20 protein-coding genes are annotated in these 25,387 nt (G+C 67.9%); 10 read left to right on the top strand and 10 right to left on the bottom strand.

The features are described from left to right. Window positions 1-2 precede the first annotated feature (2 nt). The 7 genes from KYC_RS09275 to KYC_RS09305 form a co-directional block, all read right to left on the bottom strand. Window positions 3-878, bottom strand: coding sequence for an ABC transporter permease (locus KYC_RS09275; RefSeq protein ID WP_008161298.1), 876 nt, complete (start codon window positions 876-878; stop codon window positions 3-5). 13 nt (window positions 879-891) lie between these two features. Beyond that, window positions 892-1,827: an ABC transporter permease gene (locus tag KYC_RS09280; protein ID WP_008161300.1), complete on the bottom strand. Its 936-nt coding sequence runs from the start codon at window positions 1,825-1,827 to the stop codon at window positions 892-894. Window positions 1,828-1,879: 52 nt separating this feature from the next. Then, window positions 1,880-3,451, bottom strand: coding sequence for an ABC transporter substrate-binding protein (locus tag KYC_RS09285; protein WP_008161302.1), 1,572 nt, complete (start codon window positions 3,449-3,451; stop codon window positions 1,880-1,882). Between the two features lie 55 nt (window positions 3,452-3,506). Further along, a complete protein-coding gene (locus tag KYC_RS09290; RefSeq protein ID WP_008161304.1) occupies window positions 3,507-4,952 on the bottom strand; it encodes a M81 family metallopeptidase in 1,446 nt (481 codons plus the stop codon). Between the two features lie 115 nt (window positions 4,953-5,067). Next, on the bottom strand, window positions 5,068-5,481 hold the full coding sequence (locus KYC_RS09295; RefSeq protein WP_008161305.1) for a RidA family protein: 414 nt from the start codon (window positions 5,479-5,481) through the stop codon (window positions 5,068-5,070). Window positions 5,482-5,509: 28 nt separating this feature from the next. Continuing rightward, the gene (locus tag KYC_RS09300; protein WP_008161308.1) at window positions 5,510-6,646 is read right to left on the bottom strand and encodes an NAD(P)/FAD-dependent oxidoreductase; all 1,137 of its coding nucleotides are present in this window, start codon (window positions 6,644-6,646) and stop codon (window positions 5,510-5,512) included. A 97-nt stretch (window positions 6,647-6,743) separates the two neighbouring features. Next, on the bottom strand, window positions 6,744-7,235 hold the full coding sequence (locus KYC_RS09305; RefSeq protein WP_008161310.1) for a MarR family winged helix-turn-helix transcriptional regulator: 492 nt from the start codon (window positions 7,233-7,235) through the stop codon (window positions 6,744-6,746). Window positions 7,236-7,369: 134 nt separating this feature from the next. On the opposite strand from KYC_RS09305, the gene KYC_RS09310 reads away from it, so the two are divergent. From KYC_RS09310 to KYC_RS09345, 8 genes are all read left to right on the top strand, one after another. Continuing rightward, window positions 7,370-8,635, top strand: coding sequence for a flavin-dependent oxidoreductase (locus KYC_RS09310; protein ID WP_008161311.1), 1,266 nt, complete (start codon window positions 7,370-7,372; stop codon window positions 8,633-8,635). Beyond that, on the top strand, window positions 8,632-9,117 hold the full coding sequence (locus KYC_RS09315) for a DUF3237 domain-containing protein (protein WP_008161313.1): 486 nt from the start codon (window positions 8,632-8,634) through the stop codon (window positions 9,115-9,117). The genes KYC_RS09310 and KYC_RS09315 overlap by 4 nt, the downstream gene beginning before the upstream one ends. 44 nt (window positions 9,118-9,161) lie before the next feature. After that, window positions 9,162-10,127, top strand: coding sequence for a Bug family tripartite tricarboxylate transporter substrate binding protein (locus KYC_RS09320; RefSeq protein ID WP_008161315.1), 966 nt, complete (start codon window positions 9,162-9,164; stop codon window positions 10,125-10,127). A 96-nt stretch (window positions 10,128-10,223) separates the two neighbouring features. Beyond that, a complete protein-coding gene (locus KYC_RS09325) occupies window positions 10,224-10,742 on the top strand; it encodes a hypothetical protein (RefSeq protein ID WP_008161318.1) in 519 nt (172 codons plus the stop codon). A 164-nt stretch (window positions 10,743-10,906) separates the two neighbouring features. Next, window positions 10,907-11,506 (top strand): nitroreductase family protein, encoded by a 600-nt coding sequence (locus KYC_RS09330; protein ID WP_008161320.1) that lies wholly within the window; start codon window positions 10,907-10,909, stop codon window positions 11,504-11,506. A 205-nt stretch (window positions 11,507-11,711) separates the two neighbouring features. Next, a complete protein-coding gene (locus tag KYC_RS09335) occupies window positions 11,712-12,140 on the top strand; it encodes a VOC family protein (RefSeq protein WP_008161322.1) in 429 nt (142 codons plus the stop codon). Window positions 12,141-12,153: 13 nt separating this feature from the next. After that, the gene (locus KYC_RS09340) at window positions 12,154-13,080 is read left to right on the top strand and encodes a LysR substrate-binding domain-containing protein (protein WP_008161324.1); all 927 of its coding nucleotides are present in this window, start codon (window positions 12,154-12,156) and stop codon (window positions 13,078-13,080) included. A 100-nt stretch (window positions 13,081-13,180) separates the two neighbouring features. Beyond that, window positions 13,181-14,002, top strand: a complete 822-nt coding sequence (locus KYC_RS09345; RefSeq protein WP_008161325.1) for a lysozyme inhibitor LprI family protein — start codon at window positions 13,181-13,183, stop codon at window positions 14,000-14,002. Window positions 14,003-14,005: 3 nt separating this feature from the next. Here the strand turns inward: KYC_RS09345 and KYC_RS09350 are convergent, their stop codons facing one another. Further along, window positions 14,006-14,779, bottom strand: a complete 774-nt coding sequence (locus KYC_RS09350) for a substrate-binding domain-containing protein (RefSeq protein WP_008161327.1) — start codon at window positions 14,777-14,779, stop codon at window positions 14,006-14,008. Between the two features lie 229 nt (window positions 14,780-15,008). On the opposite strand from KYC_RS09350, the gene KYC_RS09355 reads away from it, so the two are divergent. Both KYC_RS09355 and KYC_RS09360 read left to right on the top strand, forming a co-directional pair. Next, window positions 15,009-21,032 (top strand): DUF3320 domain-containing protein, encoded by a 6,024-nt coding sequence (locus tag KYC_RS09355; protein ID WP_008161329.1) that lies wholly within the window; start codon window positions 15,009-15,011, stop codon window positions 21,030-21,032. 337 nt (window positions 21,033-21,369) lie between these two features. Continuing rightward, entirely contained in the window at window positions 21,370-22,092 is a 723-nt protein-coding gene (locus tag KYC_RS09360) for an META and DUF4377 domain-containing protein (RefSeq protein WP_008161330.1), read from the top strand. A gap of 10 nt (window positions 22,093-22,102) precedes the next feature. On the opposite strand, the gene KYC_RS09365 is transcribed toward KYC_RS09360, so the two are convergent. Both KYC_RS09365 and KYC_RS09370 read right to left on the bottom strand, forming a co-directional pair. Further along, complete coding sequence (locus KYC_RS09365; protein ID WP_008161332.1) at window positions 22,103-22,546, bottom strand: CopD family copper resistance protein; 444 nt, start codon at window positions 22,544-22,546, stop codon at window positions 22,103-22,105. Window positions 22,547-22,697: 151 nt separating this feature from the next. Next, window positions 22,698-25,160, bottom strand: a complete 2,463-nt coding sequence (locus tag KYC_RS09370; RefSeq protein WP_008161334.1) for a penicillin acylase family protein — start codon at window positions 25,158-25,160, stop codon at window positions 22,698-22,700. Window positions 25,161-25,387: the final 227 nt, after the last annotated feature.

A 25,387-nucleotide genomic window follows, 5' to 3' on the forward strand; every position in this document is an offset into this window, starting at 1 on the left:
TCCTACAGCTTCTTGGCCAGGCGGGGATCGAGCATGTCGCGCAGCCCGTCGCCGACCAGGTTGACGGCCAGCACGGCCACGCCCAGGAACAGGCCGGGGTACAGGATGATGTGGAACGCCACCGCCACGAAGTTGCGGCCTTCGGCCATGATGTTGCCCCAGCTGGGGATGTGCGGCGGGATGCCTACGCCCAGGAAACTCAGCACGGCTTCGGTCAGGATGGCCGAGGCGGCGATGAAGGTGGCCTGCACCATCAGCGGCGCGAACAGGTTGGGCAGGATGTGGCGCAGCAGGATCGACGGCACCCGCGTGCCCACCGACACGGCCGCTTCGATGTAGGGCTGCTCGCGGATGGTGAGCACCAGCGCGCGCACCAGGCGGACCACGCGCGGGATCTCAGGGATGACGATGGCGATGATGACGGTGCCCAGGCCGCCCTTCAGGGTGGCCATCAGGGCGATCGCCAGCAGCACGCCTGGGATGGCCATCAGGCCGTCCATGATGCGCATGATGACGGCGTCGATGCGGCGGAAGTAGCCCGCCAGCATGCCCAGCAGCACGCCCGCCACGGTGGATGCCAGCGCCACGACGACGCCGACCAGCAGTGATATGCGAGCGCCCCAGACGGTGCGCGAATAGACGTCGCGGCCCAGCGCGTCGGTGCCGAACAGGTGCTCGGCGGACGGCGGTTTCATGCGCGCCATCGGATTGATGTCCTGCGGATCGACGGTGGCGAGCCAGGGCGCGGCCAGGGCGATGGCCGCCAGCAGCACCAGTATTGCGCCGCCCGCGAACAGCATGGGGTGGCGGCGCAGCGATCTGAAGGCTCGCCGCAGGCGCGGGCGCGCGGCGGGAAGCGGCAGGGTGGTCGTGTTCATGCGTTGCCCCTTCTCAGTAGCGGATGCGGGGATCGAAGAGCCGGTAGCTCAGGTCGACCAGCAGGTTGATCAGCACGTAGATGCCCGAGGCCACCAGCAGCACGCCCTGGATGACCGGGTAGTCGTGGCGCAGCACGGCGTCGATGGTCAGGCGGCCCAGGCCGGGAATCGCGAACACGGTTTCGGTTACGACGACGCCGCCGATCAGCAGGGCCACGCCGACGCCGATGGTGGTGACGATCGGATTGGCGGCATTCTTTAGCGCATGCCACACGACGGGCCCCGAGGACAGGCCCTTGGCGCGGGCGGTGCGGATGTAGTCCTCGGACAGGGCTTCCAGCATGGTGGCGCGCGTCATGCGCGTCAGCAGCGCCATGTACACCAGTCCCAGCGACAGACAGGGCAGCACCAGGTGGCGCAGGTAGGGCACGATGCCGTCGGCCATGGGCTTGTAGCCCTGAACCGGCAGCCAGCCTAGCTTGATGGAGAAGCCGTAGACCAGGCTGTAGCCGATCAGGAACACGGGTACCGAGAACGCGCAGACCGCGCCCACCATCACCAATCTGTCCAGCCACTTCCCGGCGTTCCATGCGGCCAGCACGCCCAGGGGAATGGCCGCGAGCACGGCGAACAGCATCGTGAAAATGGCGATCGAGATCGTCGGACCCATGCGCTGGGCGATCAGCTGCGAAACCGGCATCTGGGTGGCGATCGACGTGCCCAGGTCGCCAACGGCGATGTGGCTGACCCAGATGACGAACTGCTGCAGCAGCGGCTTGTCCAGACCCAGGTTCTGACGGATTTTCTCGACGTCGTCGGCGGTGGCGTTGTCGCCCGCGATCACCGCCGCCGGATCGCCCGGCGACAGGTGTATCAGCAGGAACACCACCACCGCCACGACGGCCATGACGGGTATGACGGCCGCGATGCGGCGCAGGATGAATTTCACGCTGGATTCCCCCCGGCTTGCGGCCGGGCGCGCGCGGCGCCCGGCGTCTGCCTTACGGTTTTTCGATGTTCCACATCACCGGGATGCCGGACTTGATCAGCTCGGTGTGCTTGAGGCCGCGCACCGCGAAGACGGGCTTGAACTCGCCCCACATGACGTAGGGCACCGTCTGGTAGGCGCGCGCCTGGATCTGCGCCGCGATGTCCTTGCGCTTGGCGGCGTCGGTTTCGCGGATCCAGCTGGTGCGCAGCGTGTCCAGTTCCTTGTCGCAGGGCCAGCCCGGCAGGCTGTTGCCGCAGGCGGCGGACAGCCAGGGGTTGGTGAGCGGCGTGCTGGCGTCGAAGTAGCCGCCCCAGGTCAGGAAGATGTTCCAGCCGCCCTGGTCCGGCGCGTCCTTCTTCAGGCGGCGGCCGGCCAGCGAGGCCCAGTCCATCGACTGCACGTCAACCTTCACGCCGGCCTTCTTCAGGTTTTGCGCCAGCACCATGACTGCGGGCGCGCTCAGGTGGTCCGTCGGGTACAGCAGCACCACTTTTTCACCCTTGTAGCCCGCTTCCTGCAGCAACTGCTTGGCGCGCGCCGCGTCGGGCTTGGCGTAGGGGGCGGCGCCCGCGTCGGTCGCCAGGGGCGAGCCGCAGATGTACATGGTGGCGCAGTAGTCGACGCGGTACTTGTCCGGGTAGCCCATTGCCATCAGCATTTCCTTCTGGCTGACCAGGTGATACAGCGCCTGGCGGGCCAGCGGATTGTTGAACGGCGGATGCAGCGAGTTCAGGATCACCATGCCCTGCGAGGCGACCGAGGTGCTCAGCGTGATGTCCGGGTTGGTTTCGAGCACGGGCAGGAAGTCTGGCGTGACCTGTTCGATCATGTCGACCTCGCCGTTCATCAGTGCGGCGGTGGAAGTGTTGCCGTCGGGGATGTACACCCACTCCACGCGGTCCACCTTCACGGTCTTGCCGCCGGCCAGGCCGTCCGGCGCCTCGGCGCGCGGCACGTAGGCCGGGTTCTTCACGTAGACGACCTTGTTGCCGGGCACCCATTCATCGCGCTTGAAGAGGAAGGGACCCGAGCCGACCATCTCGGTGACCTGGGTGTTCGGGTCCGTCATGGCCAGACGCTTGGGCATGATGAACGGCGGCATGCCCGAGGGCTTGGACAGGGCGTCCAGCACCAGGCCGAAGGGCTCCTTCAGCGTCAGCGTGAAGGTGTTTTCGCCCGTGGCGGCGAGCTCGGCGCCGGCCGCCATCATGGCCTGTCCCATCGTGTCTTTCTTGGCCCAGCGCTGCAACGACGCGATGCAGTCCTCGGCCGTGACGGGCGTGCCGTCGCTGAACTTCAGGCCGGGGCGCAGCGTGAACGTCCAGCGCTTGCCGTCGTCGGACGCGGTCCAGGTGTCCACCATCTGCGGCTTGACCTGGCCCTTGCTGTCCTGCGAGAACAGCGTGTCGAACACCATGTAGCCGTGGTTGCGCGTGATGTAGGCGGTGTTGAACAGCGGGTCCAGCGTCTTCAGGTCCGCGTGCGGCACCAGCCGCAGGGTCTTGGTCTGCGCGAGCGCGCCGGTGGCGGCGCTCATGGCCAGGAGCGCGGCGGCTCCCAGCAGGCTGAAACGTCTGATCATCGTTTTCCCCTTGTTGGTTATGTGCGCCCGTCACGGGCGGCAAATGGGTGCGGCCTCAGGCCTTGAACGGCCACTTGGGCAATTTGCGCTTGGTGAACGGCAGCGCGTTGACATCCTGCGTGATTGCGCCCGGCGTCTCGACGTAGATGACGTGGCGCCCGACCTTGGAATACGAGGCGTAGAAGTGCTGCGAGGACTTGACGATGATGAGCTTCATCGCCTGCAGGTCCACGCCGAACTGCGTGAACAGGTCCGTGCCCATCGCCTGGGTGCGCGACGTGGTCATGACGATGGTCACGCCGCGCGTGCGCACGACGGCGACGTCGCCCAGCAGCGCGGGGGTGCCGGCAAGGCCAGTCATGACGGCGTCGCGCTTGAGCGCCAGGATTTCGCAGTCCAGGTCCAGCGGCTGGCCGGAGACTGGCGCCACCTTGCCGCCGACGCGCAGTTTGATCTGGCCGCCTTCGCCGGCTTCGAAGCAGAGCTGCACGGCCACCGGGTCCCAGAACGGGCCCGTGGCGACGTCGGCGATGCCGCGCGCCAGCACGCGTTCCAGGATGAAGGTGGCGTCGCTGGGCGCGCCGCCGCCGGCGTTGTCGGCGGAGTCCGCCAGCACCACGGGAAATTCCTTGTGCGCCAGGGCCTGGTCCAGCGCTTCGTCCGCGCCGGGGTAGGGCGGCGCGAGCTGGTCGCGAAAGCCGATGATCTCTTCGCCCAGTGCGCGCGCCAGGGCTTCGGCCTGGGCCGCGTCGCCGTCGGTGTAGACCAGCACTTTCGAACCCATGTCCGGCGTGTCGCCCCACGGGAAGCCGTGGGCGATGGACACGGACAGTACGCCTTCCTTGCCTTCCATGGCGAGCAGGCGGTCCACGAACCCGCGCATGGGCTCGCGGCTGGTGTGCATGATGGAGATCATCTCGCAGTCAAAGACGGCGCGCGCGGGCTTGATGCGGCCTTCGGCGCGCGCCACGCACAGGTCCACCAGGTCGTACGCGCGGTCCAGGATGTCGGTGTGCGGGTATTCCTTGAAACAGACCAGGAAGTCGGCGCTGTGGACCATGGCGTCCGTCAGGTGGCAATGCGGATCCAGCTCGGCGCCGATCACGGTGTCGGGGCCGACGATCTCGCGCGCCCGGGCGAGCAGGTCGCCTTCGCAGTCGTCGTAGCCGTCGGCCACCATGGCGCCGTGCAGGCCGAACAAGGCGATGTCGACCTTGCCCGCGCGGCGCAGGTCTTCGAGCAGTTCGTCGCGCAGCGTTTCATAGGCATGGCGGGTGGTGATGCCGGCCGGGGTCGCGCCGGCGGTCAGGCCTTCGATGAGCGTCCAGTCCTTGCCCGCGGCGCGCTGGCGCGCGGCCCACAGCGGACCGGAGAACATCTGCATGCGGTCCGGATGCTGGCCGGCGGGGTAGTAGCCGCGCGAGCGGTAGGCGGACAGGCCGGTCGGGATGGGGGAAAAAGTGTTGGTCTCGGTCGCCAGGGACCCGGAAAATATCTTCATGGATGACGCTCCGCGCAAAGAGGGGCTGGGGCGCGGGCATCGACGCGCGCGCGTGGGGGTGTCGCGCCGCCAGGCGCCGGGCCTGGCGGTGTCATGCAATCGGTCGGGTGCGGCGTCAGGCTTCGGACGTCGGGCCGGGCGAGTAGCCGCGGGCCTGGACGTCGCCCAGCCACGCCTGCACTTCGATTTCGACGTCGACTTCCATGGCCAGCTTGGCCTCGACGGTGGAGCGCGATGGGAAGTCGGACGAAAAATGACTGCGATAGGCCTCGTTGAACTGCGCAAAGAGCGCCAGGTCGGACAGCCAGACGGTCACGCGCACCACGTCCTTCAGGGATGCGCCCGCCAGCGCCAGCGTTTCCTTGATGCGCTCGATGGCGGCGTGCGTCTGGGCGGAGATGTCGCCGCGCACGACCTGGCCGTTGGCGTCCATCGGAATCTGGCCGGACAGGAAGAGGAATCCGCCCGCCTGGGTGGCGCGCGAGAAGGGCAGGGGCAGGGTGCTGGGGTAGCGGGTGATGGCGGTCATGTCGGGATCTCGGTCGTGGGAATTCGGTTCAGCGCAGGCGCTCGGGACGCACGGCATTGGCGTCCACGCCGTGCGCGCGCAGGTGCTCGGGAACGGGTTGGCGCGTCAGCAGCGCCGCCGCCAGTTCGGACGTGGCTGCGGCGGTCTGGATGCCGTAGCCGCCTTGCGCCGCCAGCCAGAAGAAGGCGGGCGCGCAGGCGTCCCAGCCCACCACGAAGTCGCCGTCGCGCACGAACGAGCGCAGGCCCGCCCAGGTGTGCTTCGGGCGGCGGATCGTCAGCGACGTGGCGGTTTCGATGCGGTAGATGCCGGTGGCTACGTCAAGCTCTTCGGGCACGACGTCATGCGCGGCCACCGGGTCGGCGTTGGCGGGCGAGCCCAGCAGTTGGCCGGCGTCGGGCTTGAAGTAATAGCTTTCGTCCACGCCGACCACCGCGGGCCAGTGGGAAAAGTCCACGTCTTCCGGACCGGTGAAGGTAAAAGCGGTGCGGCGGCACGGCTGCAGCCCGATGGGGGCCGCGCCGCACAGGGCCGCGGCGTGGTCGGCCCACGCGCCGGCGGCGTTGACCAGCACGCGCGCCCTGATTGTGCGGCCGTCGGCCGTGGTCAGCGTCCAGGCATCGTCGGCATAGGCGGCGGAAACGAGTTCAGCGTTGTTGTGCAGCACCGCGCCCTGCCGGCTCATGCCGCGCAGGAATCCCTGATGCAGGGCGTGCACGTCGATGTCGCGCGCATCCGGTTCTTCGATCGCGCCGCAGAGCTGGTCTGCACGCAGGCAGGGCACGCGCGCCGCGGCCTGCCCGGCGTCGATCAGCGTCACGTTGGGCGACTGGCTGTGGAAGTCGTCATACACCTCTTGCAGCAGGTCCTTCTGTTCCGGCGTGGCGATATACAGCACGCCGCGCGGGCTAAGCAGCGGGTGTTCGCAGAAGCCTTCCGGCGGGTGTTCGTAGAAGGCGCGGCTGGCGCGCGTCAGCGCCTTGATCTGCGTCGTGCCGTAGGTCTCCATGAACATGGCCGCGGAGCGGCCCGTGGAGTGATAACCCGGTTGGGACTCGCGTTCCAGCACCGCCACGGACGCCGAGGCGCTGAGGCGGTAGGCCACGGACGCGCCGGCGATGCCGGCGCCGACCACGGCGAAATCGTATAGGGATTCAGCAGTCATTTTGTCGGAAGCGAGAATTCTCTTATTTGATAATTCTCGAATACGATAGTTTTTTGACGGCGGGGGAGTAATAGGGGAATGCCCTGATGGGCGCGCGCTATCCCAACTTGCCCAGGAGGGCGATCAATTTGCGCCGGTCGGCCGCGCCCAGTTTTGCGCTGATGCGTGCGTCGTGATCCTGCACGGCCGCAGTGATGGCGGCCAGGGCGGCCCTGCCGTCCGGGGTCATGGCGAGGGCGTATGCGCGCCTGTCGCGCTCGGCCTCTTGCCGTTCCACGTATCCCAGGTCTTGCAGCTGATTGACGAGCTGCACCGCGCCTGAGCGCGCGATGCCCAGGATGCGTGCCAGGTCCGTGAGCTTCAGGCTGGCGTTGGCCGCGATCAGCGTCAGCGCCGAGTAGCGCTGAGGCGTGATGTCCCAGGGCGCCAGCGCGGACAGGAAGTCTTCATAGATGAGGATCTGCGCGCGCCGGATGGCGTAGCCGACCAGATCGTCCAATGCGCCGTACTGGATGCCGGGGACATGCGGATCGAAGTGCTCGCCGCGGGCGGCGGGACGGCGGGGGCGTTGGGCGGAGGTTCGGGACATGGGGGAATCGCGGCGCGGGGGGGCTCAACACTAATGCAGGCATTGTCGCCGCGCCACCGGATTACGGGAAATCCCCGGTGCGGAACGGATGGCGATTTTGTTATGTTGCATAACAAATAAGACCAGGAGTAGACATGCAAATCGTCATTGCCGGCGCCGGCATCGGCGGGCTGACGCTCGCGCTGATGCTGCATCGACGCGGCATCGGCTGCCGCGTATACGAAAGCGCGCAGGAATTGCGCCCCTTGGGCGTCGGCATCAATCTGCTGCCGCACGCGGTGAGCGAGATCGAGCAGTTGGGCCTGATGCCCGCCCTGGCCGAACGCGCCATCGAAACCTCGCAGCTGCACTACTACAACAAGCTCGGGCAGCCTATCTGGCGCGAGCCGCGCGGCCTGCAGGCGGGCTATCCCTTGCCCCAGTATTCGGTGCATCGCGGCGAGTTCCAGATGCTGCTTGCGCAAACCGTGCGGGAACGCCTGGGGCCGGACGCCATCGTGCCGGGCATGGTGCTGGAGTCGGCCAGCCAGGACGCCGCGGGCGTGTCGGCGCAGTTCCGCCGCCGGGCGGACGGCGAACTGCAGACCGTGCGCGGCGACATCCTGGTGGGCGCGGACGGCATCCATTCGGCGCTGCGTCGCCAGTTGCACCCGGTGGGCGATGAGCCCCGGTTTTCCGGCCGCATGCTGTGGCGCGCGGTGACCGAGGCGCCGCCGTACCTGGACGGGCGCAGCATGTTCATGGCGGGCCACCAGGACCAGAAGTTCGTCTGCTATCCGATTTCCGAGCCGCTGCGCCGGCAAGGCCGTTCGCTGATCAACTGGATCGCCGAGCTTTCCATCCCGGATGCCGAACTGCCCGCCACCGACTGGAACCGCAAGGTCGACAAGTCGGTCTTTGCCGGCCGCTTCAAAGACTGGCGCTGGGACTGGATCGACATCCCCGCCATCATCGACGGCGCGCAGGCGATCTACGAATTCCCGCTGGTGGACCGCGATCCCTTGCCGCGCTGGACGCGCGGCCGCCTGACCCTGCTGGGCGACGCCGCGCATCCGATGTATCCGATCGGGTCCAACGGCTCGGCCCAGGCGATCCTGGATGCTCGCTGTCTGTCCGACTGGCTGGACCTGGCGGCGCGTGGCGCGACGCGTTCAATGGAAATCGCGCTGCTGGAATACGAGGCCGAACGCCTGCCGCGCACCGCCGGCATTGTGCTGCGCAATCGCCTGAACGGTCCCGAACAGGTTATGCAGATGGCCGAAGAGCGCGCACCGGCGGGTTTTGCGGATATCAACGATGTGATCCCGCAGCAGGAGCTGGCGGCGGTGTCGCTGCGTTACAAGCAGCTTGCGGGGTTTGATCCTGCCGCGCTGCGCCTTGCCCGTGGAGAAAAGCAATGAGCGGCATCGACGAATTGAAGGAATCGCTGGCGCCCCGGCTGGAGCACGTGGCCACCGTGGTGGTCGACGTGGGTGCGCCGCAGGAGGTCGGCGACACGCCGCAAGGCCGCCGCCGGGTCATCCCGATTACGGGAGGCACGGTCGACGGGCCGCGCCTGCGCGGCAAGGTGCTGCCGGGCGGGGCCGACTTCCAGATCATCCGGTCGGCGACCTACACCGACATCCATGCGCGCTATGTCATCGAAACGCCGGACGGCGAGCGCGTCTACGTGGAGAACACCGGCATCCGTACGGGCAGCGCCGAGGACATCGCGCGCCTGGCGCGCGGCGAGGCGGTGGATCCCGCCCGGATCTATTTCCGCAGTTATCCCCGCTTTGAAACCGCGTCGCCCGCGCTGGGCTGGATGAACGAGAGCCTGTTCATCGGCACCGGCGCGCGCTATCCCGACCGGGTGGAGCTGCGCTTCTACCGCATTTGCTGAACCCGCGGCGTGCGCCGCGGCAATAAAAAAACCAGGAGACAACGATGAACACCATGCTGCGCCGCCTGCTGGGCGGCTTCCTTCTGTGCCTGCCCCTTGCGGCGACGGCGCAGTTTCCGAACGGACCGGTGCGCCTGAACGTGGGGTTTCCGCCCGGCACCGGCCCCGACATCGTGGCCCGCACCCTGTCCCAGCACCTGGGGCCGCTGCTGGGTGAAAGCGTCGTGGTGGAAAACAAGGTCGGCGCGGGTGGGCAGATCGCCGCGCAGGCGGTTGCGCGCAGTCCCGCGGACGGGCAGACGCTGTTGTTGGGCGAGGTCGGCTCCATCAGCATTTCGCCCGCCACGTACCGCAATCTGAACTACGATCCGCCGCGCGATTTCGCGCCGATATCCGAGGTGGTGCGCGCGGACTTCGTGCTGGTGGTTCCGGCCGCGTCGCCCTACCAGGATCTGGCCGCGTTCATCGACGCCGCGAAGAAGGCGCCTGACCGCCTGAACTTCGCCACGTTCGGCGCGGGCACGCCCGGCCACTTCGGCGCGGAACTGTTCGCGCGGGAGGCGGGCCTGAAGATCGAGGCCATCCACTACCGCTCGACCGGCGACGCCGTGTCGGGGCTGGTGTCCGGCGGCGTCCAGGCGGCCTTCGTGACGACCGCGCTGGCGGCGCCGCAGGTGCAGGGCGGCAAGCTGCGCGCGCTGGCCACCACCGGCGCGCAGCGTTCGTCTGCGCTGGCCGGCGTGCCCACGTTCGCGGAACGCGGGCTGCCCGCAGTGAACTTCGGCGCCTGGTTTGCGCTGTTTGCGCCGGCTGGCACGCCGGACGCGGTGCTGACGCGCCTTGCCGCCGACAGCGCGGCGGCGCTGCGCCAGCCGGCAGCCGTGCGCACGCTGGGCGAAGCCGGCTTCGTCGTGGTGGGGTCGGACCGGCAAGCGCTGCAGGCGTTGCTGGCGACGGAGAGCAAGCGCTGGACGGAGGTCGTGAAGGCGACGGGCTTCCGGGCGGACTGAACTGCGTTGCGGCGGCTGCACGCGTACCTGAAGACGCGCCGATTGTTTATAGTCACGCGCTCCTCTTTTTCCGCGCATCCAAGGAGTCGCCGCCGCATGTCCGATCCCACCTACGACCACGTCCTGGCCCACCCGCCCCGCTGCCTGGATCCGGTGCGCGCCACGCCCGCGCCGGTCATCGTGCAAGACCGCGGCGAAGTTTCCGTGGCCTTCCGCCTGACGGGCCTGGACGGCGCGCAGGTCGGCGAGATCCTGGGCTATGACCTGCGCGACTACAACGAGCACGTCGATTCCTATGAATTCGTGTCGCCCCTGGCCGTGAAGTGGGACGGCGCGGCGGAGGGCGCGGTGGTGTTCGACAGCGATATCCACGGCTACCACGGCGAACTGGACTGCTCCGCCAAGATCCGCGGCGAGGGCGCGCCGCAGGTGTTCGCCTGCCCGGCCTGCAAGGGGACGCGCTTTGCCGTGTTCGCGCAGTTTGATTACGACGGCACGGACGAACTCTGGGACGAGGATCCGGACACCGTGCAGAACTTCTTCAGCAATCTCATCGTGTCGGGCCGATGCGCGTCGTGCGGTACCGAGACCCGTGTGCTCGACATGGATCTGTGAGCTGGATTCTGCGCGCACGTGCGCACTAGAAACCCCATTCGCTTCATTGGTAGAACAGTCTGTTCCGGTTTGAGTGCGCCTGAACGGGTGTTCGTGTCATGGGCCAGCCGGTAGAATTCCTTCCATCGTTTCCCTCTATCTACTAGTCGAAAGGCCATATTCCCATGAGCAACGCTTATCTCGACGCCCTCAAGAAGCGCCGCACGCAGTATTCGCTGGGCCGCAACGTGTCGGCCTCCAAGGAAGAACTGACGACCCTGATCCAGGACGCGGTCAAGCACAGCCCGTCGTCCTTCAATTCGCAAAGTTCGCGCGCCGTGATCCTGTTCGGCGCCGAAAGCGAAAAGCTGTGGAACCTGGCGATCGAAGAAGTGCGCAAGGTTGCGCCCGCCGAAGGTTTCGAGAAGACCGAAGCCAAGCTCAAGAGCTTTGCCGCTGGCGTGGGCACGATCCTGTTCTTCGAAGATCAGGACGTGGTGCGCGGCCTGCAGGAAAAGTTTGCCCTGTACGCCGACAATTTCCCGGTGTGGTCGGAGCAGGCGGGCGGCATGGCCCAGTTGTCGGTCTGGACCGCCCTGGCCAACGCCGGCGTCGGCGCCAGCCTGCAGCACTACAACCCGCTGATCGACGCCGCCGTGGCGCGTGAATGGAACGTTCCGGCCTGGTGGAAGCTGCGCGCGCAGATGCCGTTCGGCTCGAACGAAGCCGGCTTCGGCGACAAGCCCTTCATGGACGACGCCGAACGCTTCCGCGTGTTCGGCTGACCGGCCGCCGGGACGTCCGCGGACGTCCCGAACGACGCAGGCTCGCAGGCCCGCATTTCCCCATTTGGGGAATGCGGGCCTGCCGTTTTTTCGGGGCCGTATTTTCCGTCTGCAACCATGTGTGCGCCATGCTTGCGGCGCTGTCTTTCAGCGGGGAGGATGGCGCTATAGTCAAGCGAGCCCCCCACCGGAAAGAGGAGCCAGCATGCAGACCAACGAGATCCATCGCGGCCGCCTGATTGATCACATCCAGCTGGTTGTGCGCGATCTGCCCGCCAGCCAGCGGTTTTACCAGGCGGTGTTCGACGCGCTGGAGGTGCCGATGGGCGGCACGGCGGACGATTACTTCTGGGCGGACGAACTGTTCGTCTCCACGGCCGACAGCGTCGCCGCGCTGGGCCAGCTGACCGGACGCCACCACCTGGCGTTCCAGGCGCGGGACCAGGCCATGGTCGACGCGTTCCACAAGGCGGCGCTGGCCAACGGCGGCAAGGACAATGGCGCCCCGGGGTTCCGGGATTACCACCCCGGCTATTACGGCGCCTTCGTACTGGATCCGGACGGCAACAATATTGAAGCCGTCTTCCATGGTGCGGCCCAGCGCAGCGCGCCGTCGGTCAAAGTGACGTTCTGACCGGGGCTGGCCCGTGCAGCTGCGCCACCTACGCTACTTCGTGAAAATCGTCGAGGCGGGCAGCTTTTCCCGCGCGGCCGCGCTCATTTCCGTGGCGCAGCCGGCGCTCAGCCAGCAGATCGCCGCACTGGAAGAGGAGCTGGGCGTGACGCTGCTGCACCGCAGCGCCCGCGGCGCGCGTCCCACGGCGGCGGGGGCCGCGCTCTACACGGAGGCCGCCTCCATCCTCAGCCGGGTGGAACGCCTGCCGGGGATCGTGCGATCAGCGGGCGACGAGGTCCAGGGCGTGGTGCGTGTGGGCATGTCTTCCGCGCTGGCGTCGTTCCTGGCGGGGGAACTGATGGAAAAGTGCAGGGCGTCGCAGCCGGGGATCAGTCTGTGCTTCTGCAGCGACGCCAGCGGCCAGCTGGGCTCGCGCATCCGCGACAGTTCGCTGGATCTGGCCCTGGTGTTCGAGGATGATCCCTGCACCGGCTTTGAGCGCCGGCCGCTGTTCCGGCAGCGGCTGTTCGTGGTCAGTCCGCGCAGGCCTGGGCGGCCGCCGTCCGGGATGCGCTTCGAGCAACTTGCCGACATGCCGCTGGTCCTGCCCGCGCATCCCAACATCATGCGCGGCAAGCTGGACCGGCTGTTCACGCAGGCGGGCATCCTGCCGCAGATCGTGGCGGAAACCGAGGTCTTTTCGGGGATGCTGTCGGCGGTGCAGGCGGGCATCGGCAACACGATCCTGCCGCTGGGAGATTTCTCGGGCGTGCCCGGGCACGCCATGGTCTGGGCCGTGCTGCTCGAACCGCCCGTCTACCTGACGGCGACGCTGATTGCCTCGGACGAGATGCCGCTGGCGCCGCCCGCCGTTGCGGTGCGCACGCTGCTGTCCGATTTCGTCATGCTGCAGGTGCGCGAAAACAGCCTGGCGGGCGCCGAGCCGCTCGCATCCTGACACCCCGCGCGCGGGAAGCGGCCCCGTTTTATGTAAAAATTGCCCGGCTCATCAGCCGCCAGGCCTGGCGGGTCCGCCACCGCATCCACGAAAAGACCAGATGAAACCTGCATACCCCGCGCTACGCCTGCTCTTCCTGGGCGCCACGTTTGCGCTGTCCGCGCCCGCGCTGGCGATCGACTGCAAGAAGGCCGCCACGGCCGTCGAGAAGCTGATTTGCTCGGACCGCGGCGCCGTGTCCGCCGATGCCGAACTGAACCGCAGCTACGCCGCGCTGCTGAAGCAGGCGCCCGACAGCGATATCCGCGCCATGCTGGTGCAAAGCCAGAAGCGCTGGCTGGCCGCGCGCGACCAGGCGCTGGAGACGCTGATCAACACGCCCGACGCGCTGCCGGACGGCAAGTCGGCGGCCGGAATCGCGCGCGACCTGATCCGCAGCCGCAGCGCGGAATTCAAGGAAACGCCCAAGGGCCAGACCGTGCCCGGCATGATCAGCCGCGCAGTCGCGCAACAGCGGTTCCAGGGGCAATTCTCTGGCGGCGAGTTCGCCGGCTATTCCACGTCGTGCGACGTGCTGCCGCGCGACTACGCGTTCTACGCCTGCTTTGCGACCCGGCACTATCAGAACAAGGACCGGGTCTGCTCGGTCGACGAATACTGGGCATCCGGCAGCGTCTACACCCGGCGCTACGTCGCCGATGTGGTGGACGGCCAGCCCAAGGTCGTCGCCACCTGCTCGTTCAACGGCGATGACGCGGAATGCTTCGATGCGGGGGGCAAGACCGAATGGAACCGCAAGCCCGCGCAGCCCGAGAAGCTCTACGCCGCCGGACAGCTGCCGAAGATCGACAGCGAGATCGCGGACGCGGACGACTTCGATTGGGTGGGGGCGTGCCTGGCGGATCCGGCTTTTCCCCGCTGAGCCTCAATCCGTTTTCCAGCCCCACTTCTTGAAGATGGCCTTGCCTTGCGCCGAGGCCAGGTAGTCGACGAAGGCCTGCGCCTGCGGATTGCCCTTGCCTTGTTTGGTCACGACGGCGCCCGCGTCGCGGTAGATGCGATAGGGCTCTTCGATGTCGACCACGCTGGCCAGCGTGGGATTCGACACCTGCCAGATATTCCAGATCAGCCAGGCGTCGATGCTCTGGTCCTCGGTCCATTGCGTGCGCGCCTGCGCGCTGTTGCCTGCCTCGGGCAGGACCAGGTTGGCGCGGAATGCGCGCACCGTCTCGATATCGCCCAGACGGCCCGCCACGTCCTCCCACAGCCCGGTCTGGCCCGCGCCGGACACGGCCATCACCTTGATGCCGGGCTTGAGCAGATCCTTGAAGCCGCTGATGCCCTTCGGGTTGCCCGGGCGGACCAGTATTGCCGACGGCCGCAGGTACAGCGTGCGCGCGTCCCGCAGGTCGAACACCCCGGGCAGTGCCGCGGCGAACCCGCTCATCATGTTCTCGGCGCCGCTGAACAGCACATCGGCATCCTGCCTGGCCTTGTCGGCCCACGCGGGCGTGGGGCCGGCGGTGACGGCGACCTTGATGTTGTGCGCCTTGCCGAAAGCTTCAGCCGCTTCCTTCACGGCTGGCGCGGGGCCGCCGGGACCGTACACGTTCAGGTCTTGCGCGGCCCAGGCCGTGCTGGCGGCAATGCAGGCCAGCGTGGCGATGGCGCGCAGGGCGTGGTGTTTCTTCAGCTTCATGACAGCATCCTCGTTCGTTGCCGGCCTGTGCCCGCGCGGCGGCGGCTTGCGCATGCAGGATCGGCGGGTGGGTCCGAAAGCGGCCCGGCATTGTGCGGATGCGCGGGGCTTCAGGGGTATGGACGCCGCGCAAGGCGCGAATATTCCAATCAATCGCAGATGAGGGGCGGCGCCGTGCCCCGCCGCCTTAGAATTCATGCCTGACGACGCATCGAACCGAGAGAGATGGATGGACAAGCGACTAGACCTGGAACTGCCGGCGATCCTGGAAGGGGCGGCGCACGTCGCCGCGCAGCCCTCGACTGATCCCACGCCTGGCGATCCCCAAGGCGCCGAGGCTCCGTGCATCGTCATCGACATCGAGGCCGATCCCACGCAGGGCTATGCCTCGCTTCAGAACGCGGTCCCGATCTTGCGGTCGCTGCGCCTGACCAATCATGCGCCGCACGCCTGCAACGACATTGAGGTCCACGTCGCCTGCAATCCGGCCTTCGCACAGGCTGTCACGCTGCGCTTCGACAGCCTGGAGTCCGGCGAAATCCGCCGCATCTCCCCGCTGGATCTGAACCCCGACCACGCCTACGTCGCGAACTTGCAGGAGGCCGTGCGCGCCAGCATCACCGTGGTGGCGCGGTCAGCGGGGCGCGAGGTCGGCCGGGCGTCGCGGCCGGTCGAAGTCCTGGCCTACGACCAGTGGGCGGGCACGCGCGCCTTGCCTGAACTGCTGGCGGCCTTTTCCATGCCGAACAACGCGGCCGTGGACGGGCTGATCGGCCAGGCGTCGGCGCTGCTGCGCAGCCAGCACAGCGAGCTGACGATAAACGGCTACCAGTCCAAAAGCCGCGACGTCGTCTGGAAGCAGGTGTCCGCCATCTACAGCACGCTGGCCGCGCAGACCCTGCATTACGCCGAACCGCCCGCGTCGTTCGGCGTGGGCGGCCAGAAGATCCGTACGCCGGACCGTATCATCGAGGCCCGCGTCGCCACGTGCCTGGATTTGGCCATGTTGTTCTCGTCCTGCCTGGAACAGGCGGGGCTGCGCCCGGTCGTGCTGATGAAGGACGGCCACGCGTGGGTCGGCGTGTGGCTGCACCAGGCCAGCTTCGCGGATCCGCTGACCGACGACGTGCAGGCCGTGCGCAAGCGCGTGGACAGCGGCGAATTCCTGGCGTTCGAAACCACGGGCATCGCCCTGCACCCGAACCATCGCCCCTCGCTGCGGCTGGCGCTGGAGCAGGGCGCCGCGCACCTGCGGGAAGAAGGCACCTTCCGCTACGCCATCGACATCCACCGCGCGCGCGAACTTCAGATCAAGCCGCTGCCGTCGCGCGCGGCGCCCGCCGCGCCCGGCGATGCGGCGCCTTCGGAACCGCCGGCCGCCATCGAGCCCACGCCCGACCTGCCGCCGCTGGACCCAGAATTCGTCATCAGCCTGGAGCCGGCCGACGACACGCCCGAAGGCCGCCTGGCCAAGTGGAAGTCGCGCCTGCTGGACCTGACGCTGCGCAACCGGCTGCTCAACTTCAAGCCCACCAAGTCCACGCTGCCGCTGGTTGTGCCCGATCTGAGCCGCCTGGAAGACGCCATCGCGGACGGCGGCGAATTCCGCATCCGCCCCTTGCCCGCGGCGCTGATGGAAGGCGGCGACCCGCGCATGGCCGAGGTCCACGTCGGCCGCGGCGGGCGCGCGCCGTTGGACGACATGGCGCTGCAGGCCCTGGGGAGCCACGAATTGATCGCCCGCGTGCAGCAGGAGGCGCTGGACGCCAATCTGCTGGCCATCTTCAGCGCGGCCCGGACCGGCCTGGAAGAAGGCGGCGCCAACACGCTGTACCTGGCCATGGGCATGCTGCGCTGGACGGAAACGCCCGGCGCCGAAAACGCCCATCTGGCGCCGTTGATCCTGGTGCCCGTGTCGCTGCAGCGCCAGTCGGTGCGCAGCGGCTTCCGGCTGGTGCGGCACGATGATGAGACCATCATCAACCCCACGCTGCTGCAGATGCTGCGCAACAACTACGAACTGCGCGTGCCCGGTCTGGACGCCGCGGCCCCGGCCGACGACAAGGGCGTGGACGTGGCGCGGGTGCTGCAGGCCTTCCGGCTGGCGGTGCGCGAGATCGCGGGCTGGGAAGTGCTGGAGCAGGCGCACCTGGGCATCTTCTCGTTCACCAAGTACCTGATGTGGAAGGACCTGCAGGACCGCAGCGCCCAGCTGAAGGCGAATCGCGTCGTCCAGCACCTGATCGACCGACCGGGCCAGGCCTTCGCCAGGGAGCCCTACGAAGCGCGATTCGACCGACTGGACGACAGCTACCAGCCCCAGGACCTGCTGACGCCGCTCCTGTCCGATTCGTCGCAGCTCAAGGCCATCTGCGCGGTCGACGCCGGCCGCGACCTGGTGCTGGAGGGCCCGCCGGGCACCGGCAAGAGCCAGACCATCACCAACCTGATCGCGCACCTGCTGGCGCGCGGCAAGACCGTCCTGTTCGTGTCGGAGAAGATGGCCGCGCTGGAAGTCGTGCACCGCCGCCTGGCCAGTATCGGGCTGGGGCCGTTCTGCCTGGAACTGCATTCGTCCAAGGCGCGCAAGGCGGAAGTCCTGCAGCAGTTGGGCAAGGCGCTGGACCACGGCGGGCAGCGCACGTCCGAGGACTGGGCCCGCGAGGCCGAGCGCCTGGCCGCGCTGCGCCAGGAGTTGAACGGGCTGGTGGATGCGTTGCACCACGAGCACCGCAACGGCCTGACGGTGTTCGACGCCATCGGATCCTGCATCCAGAACGCTGGCCGCGAGCCGTCGTTCCTGCCTTGGCCCGATGCGCAGGCGCACGACCGCAAGGAACTTGCCCGCCTGCGGGAGACGGCGCGGCGCATGGCCACGTTGTCGGGAGAACTGGGCACGCTGCAAGGCCATCCGCTGGCGCACATCGGCATGGACGAATGGAGTCCCAGCTGGCAGGACGCGCTGCTGGCGGCCGCCCAGGCGCTGGATCTGGCGGCGCAGACCTTCAGCGACCGCGCTGCCGCCGTGAGCGAAGGGCTGGGCGTAGAGGCGGCGGGTTTGAGCCTGGACGCGTACGCCCGGCTGGATCAGCTTGCCGACGTGCTGCTGGCCGCGCCGCAGGTGCCCGCCGGCCTGGCTGCGCAGGCGCATGACGCCGCCGCGCGTTTCCAGGTCCAGGCCATGGCTCGCCACGGCCTGGCGCGCAACGCGCATTGGGAACCGCTGGATGCGCAGTGGAACGCGCAGCTGGCCGATGTGGACGCGGCAGCGCTCAAGGCGGAATGGCTGGCCGCGCGCGCTTCGTGGTGGCCCAAGTCCGCCTTCGCCACGCGCGGCATCCGCAAGCGGCTGGCAGTCTTGCGCCGCGACGGCCAGCGACCCGACGACGCGGCGATAGACGCGGCGCTGGCGCCGCTGGCCCAGGTCAATGCCGAAGACCGCGAGCTGGCCGCGCTGAAGGCCGATGCGCAGCGCCTCTTGCTGGATGCCTACGCGGGCCTGGCTACCGACTGGGAGCAGGTCCGGCGCCATGAACAGTGGGCCCAGCATTTTGCGGATGCCGTGGCGCTCGTGGGGGGCGACCCCGCAGGCGCGACGGAACTGCGTACGCGGCTGGCGCCCCTGGTGGGCGAGAACCGGGCGTTCCTGCAACCCGGCGCCGCGCTGGGCAAGGCCCTGCTGGCCTATCGGGACGCGTGGCGCGCGCTGCAGGACAGGCTGGCCGAGGTCGACGCGCTGGCCCGGCCCACGCAGCCTCTGGCGGGCGAGTCCGATGCGCATGGCGCGCTGGCCCGCCTCCAGGCCGTCATCGGAGGATGGCGCGGCAACAGGCAGTTCCTGATGCCGTGGTGCGTGTGGCGGCAGGCCCGTGGCGAGGCCGCGCAGCTCAACCTGCACGGACTCGTCGATTCCCTGGAGCAGGGCCGCGTTCCGCTGGAGCAGGTCGAGGCCCATTTCGAATTCAGCTACCGCAACTGGTGGGTGAAGAAGGTCATCGACCATACGCCCGTGCTGCGGTCATTCTCCAGCGCCGACCACGAACGCAAGATCCGGGAGTTCCGCCAGGCCGACGACCGCTTCCAGCAACTGACCAGCGCCTACATCGACGCCGTGCTGGCGGGCAAGGTGCCGGCCGGCAACGGCGTGCTGGTCAGCCCGGACAGCGAGCTGGGCCTGCTGCGCCGCGAACTGCAGAAGAAGGCCCGCCATGTGCCGGTGCGCCAGCTGATGCAGCGGCTGCCGACGCTGCTGCCCAAGCTCAAGCCCTGCCTGCTGATGTCGCCGCTGTCGGTTGCCCAGTACCTGGACGCCGGCCACTCGCAGTTCGACGTCGTGGTCTTCGACGAGGCCTCGCAGATTCCCGTGTGGGATTCCGTGGGCGCGATCGCGCGCGGCCAGCAACTGGTTGTGGTGGGCGACACCAAGCAGCTTCCGCCCACCAGCTTTTTCAGCAAGTCCGCGCCCGACGAGGATGGCGCGGGCGACGACGGGCAGGTCGAAGACCTGGAGAGCATCCTGGACGAGTGCCTGGGCGCGGACATGAACCGCCTGCGCCTGCAGTGGCACTACCGCAGCCGGCACGAAAGCCTGATCACCTTCAGCAACGTCACCTACTACGACTCGCAGCTCATCACCTTCCCGTCGCCCGTCACCGACGACGTCGCGGTGCGCCTGGAGCAAGTCGCCGGCGTCTACGACCGTGGCGGCAGCCGCACTAACCGCCGCGAAGCCGAAGCCATCGTGCAGGGCATTGAACAGCACTACCTGGACAAGGCGCGCCGGCGCCAGACCCTGGGCGTCGTCACCTTCAACCAGCCGCAGCAATCGCTGATCGAGACGCTGCTGGACGCGCGCCGCCGCGCCAACGCGGAGCTGGACAAGGCCATATCCGCGCAGTCGCGCGAGCCGCTCTTCATCAAGAACCTTGAAAACGTGCAGGGCGATGAGCGCGACGTCATCTATTTTTCGATTACCTTCGGCCCGGACGCGGCCGGCAAGATGACGATGAACTTCGGCCCGCTGAACGGCGAGGGTGGACACCGCCGGCTCAACGTTGCGATCTCGCGGGCACGCGAAGGCGTGGTGATCTACAGCACGCTGATGCCGGAGCAGATCGACCTGTCGCGCGTGCGCGCGACCGGCGTGCGGGACCTGAAGCACTACCTGGAATTCGCCCTGAAGGGTCCACGCGCGCTGGCCGAACAGTCGCTGCCCACGGGGCGCGAACCGGACAGCCCGTTCGAGACGCAGGTTATCCAGGTGCTGCGCCAGCACGGGTGGGTTGTGCATCCGCAAGTGGGGTGCTCGGGCTACCGGATCGACATGGGCGTCGTGGATCCGCGCGCGCCGGGCAGGTATCTGCTGGGCATCGAGTGCGATGGCCGGGCCTATCACTCCGGCGCCACCGCGCGCGACCGGGACAGGCTGCGGCAGGTGGTGCTGGAAGGGCTGGGCTGGCGGCTGCACCGCGTCTGGTCCACCGATTGGTGGATCAACCCGGAGCGCGAAGTGGACAAGCTGCTGGCGCGGCTGAACGCGGAGCTGGAGCGACAGCCCGAGGACGAGCCGGAGGCGGAGCCCGAGATCGCGCCGCAGGCTGACGAGCAAGAAACACCGCTGGCGGAAGACGCCGGGCCTGGCGCCGTGGAATTCGTGATCACGACGCACGAGGACACGCCGGCGGAGCACGCTGCCGCCGGCGGCGCGACGCCGTATCGCCTGGCCGAACTGGATGGCGGCGCGCCGGAGACGTTCCATAGCCGCGCCAGCGACGACACGCTCGTCCAGCAGTTGCGCGCGGCCATCGACGCCGAAGGGCCGATTTCAGAGGCGACCCTGCATCGGCGGATCGCCCGCGCCTGGGGGCTGGAGCGGACTGGCGCCAGGATCGTGGAGCGCCTGCGCGCATTGACGCCGGCGGACGCGGGGCAGACCGATGAAGGCCATGCCAGGTTCTACTGGCCGGCGGGCGTCCTGCCCCAGGATTGGAAAGGCTTTCGCGCTGCGGGCGCGGATGAGGCCGCGCGCCGCCGGGTCGACGACGTCTGCCTGGAGGAACTGGCAAATGGCGTGCTGCACGTGCTGGCGCAGGCCGGGAACGCGCCCAAGGCCGACGTGGTCAGGTCGGTATCGCGGCTGCTCGGGATGTCTCGCACGCTGGCCGACGCGGAAGCGCGGATCGGACGGGCGGTGGCCGGGCTGACGGAGCGCGGCGTGCTGCGGGAAGAAGACGGTGTGCTGCGGGCAGCGTGAAGACCGCTGCGCGGAAGGTTTCAGACTGTAATCGCAGGCCCGGTCTCCGGCGACCGGTTCCTGCGCCGCTTGTCGCGCCGGATGCCGCATGAGACGCGGCCGCGGAGGCCTGTCCGAGAACGGATCCGAGGCGCCGCCGTGTGGCAAGATTTGGAAACTGTCTGGCGGCGCTTCCGCCAAATGCGTCCACACTACGGACGTAGAATGCCGCTTTTCATCAGGGCCAGCCGGCTGACAGGAACCAATCATGAAAAAAACCATCCTTCTTGCATCCGTGTGCGCCGCGCTGCTCTCCGCTTGCGCGTCGACCTCCACCCCTCGCGAAGGATCGTCCACCATGCCCGCTCCCGCCGCTGCCGCAGCCGCCGACCCGTCCAGCCTGACCGCCTATTACTGGCGCCTGGCTTCCGCCACCGACGCCTCGGGCAAGTCGATTGCCGCGCTGCAGAAGGGCATCGAGCACCAGCTGCGCCTGAGCTTTACGAACGACGCCCTGAACATCCGCGGCGGCTGCAACGCCCAGTTCGGCGGATACACGTACAAGAACGGCGTGCTGACCATCGCCAATCTGGCCTCCACGATGAAGGCGTGCGAACAGAGTCTGATGCAGCTCGATGCCGAAATCGGCCAGCGCATGAAGGGCGAGCTGCGCGCGACGCAGACCGGCGATAAGGCCGAGCCTGCGTTGGAACTGACGGCGCAGGACGGCACGGTGCTGAAGTTCGTGGGCGAGCCCACGCCGGAAACGCTGTACGGCAGCACGGGGAAGATCATGTTCCTGGAGGTCGCGGCCAAGCGCGCTGAATGCGGCCATCCCATGATTCCGCACTACCAGTGCCTGATGGTGCGCGAGCGCAAGTTCAACGAAGCGGGCATCGCCCAGCCGGCGCAGGACAAGTGGCATCCGCTCTATCAGTCGATCGAGGGATTCGAACACCAGGACGGCGTGCGCACCGTGCTGCGCGTGAAGCGCTACGACAGGAAGAATCCGCCCGCCGACGCGCCGTCGAAGGTCTATGTGCTGGACCTGGTCGTGGAGCAGGACGCCTCGGGCAAGTAAATGCTCGGCGTCACCACGTGACGTAGAACATGGCCTTGGCCAGCACCACGATGGCGATCATGTGGCAGAACACGCTGAGGTGCAGGCGGCCTTGCGCCGCCCCGGTGAGCCGGCGGCGGCGCGCCAGCGCGAGTGCGCAGACCACATGAATCAGCACGCTGGCAGCCAGCGCGATCTTGATGCTCAGCAGGATGCCAAACGACGAGGCCGCGGGGGCGGCGAGCGCGCCGCGATGCTGCCAGGCCAGTCCCAATCCGGCCAGGTACAGCACGACCACGGCCCACGGCACGACAGACCGGACGCGCGGGCCGAGCTGGCTGCCCAGCGCCTTGCGGACATCGGCGGGAAGCCGCCTGTGCACGGGTTCCAGAAACAGCACCTCGAAGGCGACCGTGCCAACGAACAGAAAGGCGGCCAAAAGGTGCACGATGAGCAGCACGGGGTAGAGAGTCATAGCCGGTCCCGGAATGTTTGTCTGGAATTCTCCCACCCGGCCGGAGCCGGGCGGAATGACAAACGTCAATGCCGGGCGCGCGGGCTGGCGTGCATGTCAGCCCAGCCGCGGCCCCGTCCCATGAGCCGCGGCCCGGCGAGTCGCCGGGGCGTCAGTTGCCCGACGGCTGCAGCGTCAGCGTGTCGGCGCGCTGGCTGTCCACCTTGGCCCGGCTGAACGCCATGGGGAAGTATTCCCCGGTGGCCCAGCCCTTGATCAAGTCCTGGTAGTGCGGGCTGCGCGGATCGGCCGATTGCCCCGGCACGTTCTGCACCACCGACCTGTCCCAGTCCGCCACGTCGATCACCTGGCGGTACGACGCGCCGCTGGTCACGCGGAAGTCGCTCTTGCGGAACGTGGCGCGATGCACGGTGTCGTTGTCGCCGCCGACCGGATAGCGCTGAGTGCTCCAGTTCTTGGCGGTGTCGGGCGGCAGCAGGCTGGCCAGGCTGTGCTCGAACTGGATGTGATGCAGCTTGCCCCATTGCCACTGGTTCGAATCCGGTCCCAGCTTGGCGCTGAGCTTCTGCAGACCGTCGGCCAGCGCCTGGAGCAGCAGGGCGTCGCGCCCCTGTTCTGGCCGGGTGCCGAAGGCGGCGTCGGGCGTGGCCAGCTTCTCGAGCGTCTTGCGGGTGGACAGTTCGCCGAACGCCGCGCGTCCGCTGGCGGGCACGTAGAGGTCGGTGACCCGCTTGACGACCTCGGGCAGCCAGAACGAATAAACCGTGGCGGCCCGCGAATCGGTAGCCATGCGGTAGTCCCAGTCCTTGAGCAGGCTCAGGGCCGGGCCGACCGCCGGGTCCGCGGAATTCAACGACTTGGCATAGCCCGCCAGGGTGCGCGCGGGAATCGACAGGTTGTCGAACTGCAGGTCTTGCGACTGCTGCACGGTCAGGCCCTTGGCGTCGGCCACCACCTCGCGGATGCGCTGCACGCGGAACGGTTCCGCCCAGGAGCGCGCCGACATGTCCTTGTACGGGAAGTCGGCCGGCAGGTTGTACTCGTTGGCCGTGGCGACATAGCCTTCGGGCGGGTTGTACACCTTGGGCAGCGAGCTGCCCGGCAGCACGCCGCGCCACTCGAAATCACCGTTGCCCGGCACCGGCAGCATGCCCGACCAGTCCGCGCGCGGGCGGATCGGCGCGATGCTGCCGCCGAACCAGCCGATGTTGCCGTCCACGTCGGCGTACACCATGTTTTCGCTGGGCGTGTAGTGCTTTTCCATGCCGGCCACGAACTCGTTCCAGTTCTGCGCCTGGTTCAGGCGCAGGCTGGCCAGGTAGGCGGCGGTGCCGGGGAATTCCAGGTAGGCGGCGCGCACGGCGTAGGCCTTGCGCCGCACCGGGTCTTCATGGATGACCGGGCCGTGGCGCGTGAATTTCAGGCTGCGCGCGGCTGGGGCGGCGCCGCGCACGGGTATGGACTCGTCCACCTGGCGCATTTTTTCCCATCCGCCCTGGTAGCGATATTCGTTGGGATTGGCCGGGTTGGTGTCGTACACGTATAGATCCTCTTCGTCGCCGAACGCGAAGATGGTCAGCCCGAACGCGATGCGGTCGTTATGGCCCATGGATACGCCGGGCAGCGCGGGTTCTCCCGCGCCGATCACGTTCCAGCCCGGCGCGTTCAGGTGGACCATGTAGCGCAGCGACGGCATGGTGATGGAGCGGTGCGGATCGCCCGCCAGGATGGGCTTGCCGGTGGCGGTGTGCTGGCCGCCCAGCGTCCAGTTGTTGCTTTCATAGCGCGGCGCCATGGGGTCGAAGGCCGGGTCCAGCGACGCAAGCCTGCCTTCGGACAAGGCGCTCGCCAGTTTGGCGCGCTCGTCGGCCGCCAGCGGACTGCGCGGGAAGTCGCCGGCCTCGAACTTCTGGCCGTCGCGCGCAAGCTTGTAGACGCCCAGCACCGTATTGTCGATCTGGCGCACGTCCAGGCCGGCAGGCACCTGCAGCGCCAGGGGAGGCTCGAAGGTGCTCAGCCCCTGCACGGCGTTCAGTCCCAGCGCCGCGATCTGCTGCGACATCCTGACTTCCTGGTTGAGGTTGCGCGTCAGGCCGTAGATGCGGATCAGGGATGTTTCGGGACTCCAGTAGCCGGGTTCCGTGCCGGTCAGCTTGAACTCCGGCGGCATTTGGTCGGGATTGGCCTTGACCCAGTTCACGTAGGCGTTGATGCCGTTGGCGAAGGCGGTCAGGATGGCCTTGCCTTCGGGGTGATAGCTGGCGAATTCGGCCTGCATGTCGCCGCGGTACAGGAAGAGGCGCGCGGCGCGGTCCTGCTCGATGAAGCGCGGGCCGAACTGCTCGGCCATCTTGCCTTCGCCCTGGCGGCGCCACAGGTCCAGCTGCCACAGCCGGTCGCGCGCGGCGCTGAAGCCCTGGGCGAAGAACAGGTCCGCCTGGTTTTTCGCATAGATGTGGGATACGCCGTACTTGTCCCTGACGATTTCCACGGGCTGGGAAAGCCCCGGCATGGCTATCGTGTCCTTCTTGCCGCCCGGCGCGGCGCAGCCGGCCAGCAAGACAATCAGGCCGCTCGCCAGGAATGCGGCGGCCCTGCGTTTGAACGTGCGCATAGACTCCTCCTCCGATTTTTGATCTTGTGTATGCCAGCGGGTGGCAGACGCGAGAGCCGCGCCGGACGCAACAGCAGGCAAGCAGTAGAACTAAACCGGAAGCCGCCGGAGAACTGTTTTATTTGGCTAAATCTGGCAGGACTTGTAACCAGGCATCCAAGTCTCGCCACGGCTTGATATTTTTGGTCACGACAAATAAGGGTCACTTCCCTTGGTTACACTGCGCG

This window comes from Achromobacter arsenitoxydans SY8, assembly GCF_000236785.1.
GTDB lineage: Bacteria > Pseudomonadota > Gammaproteobacteria > Burkholderiales > Burkholderiaceae_B > Achromobacter > Achromobacter arsenitoxydans.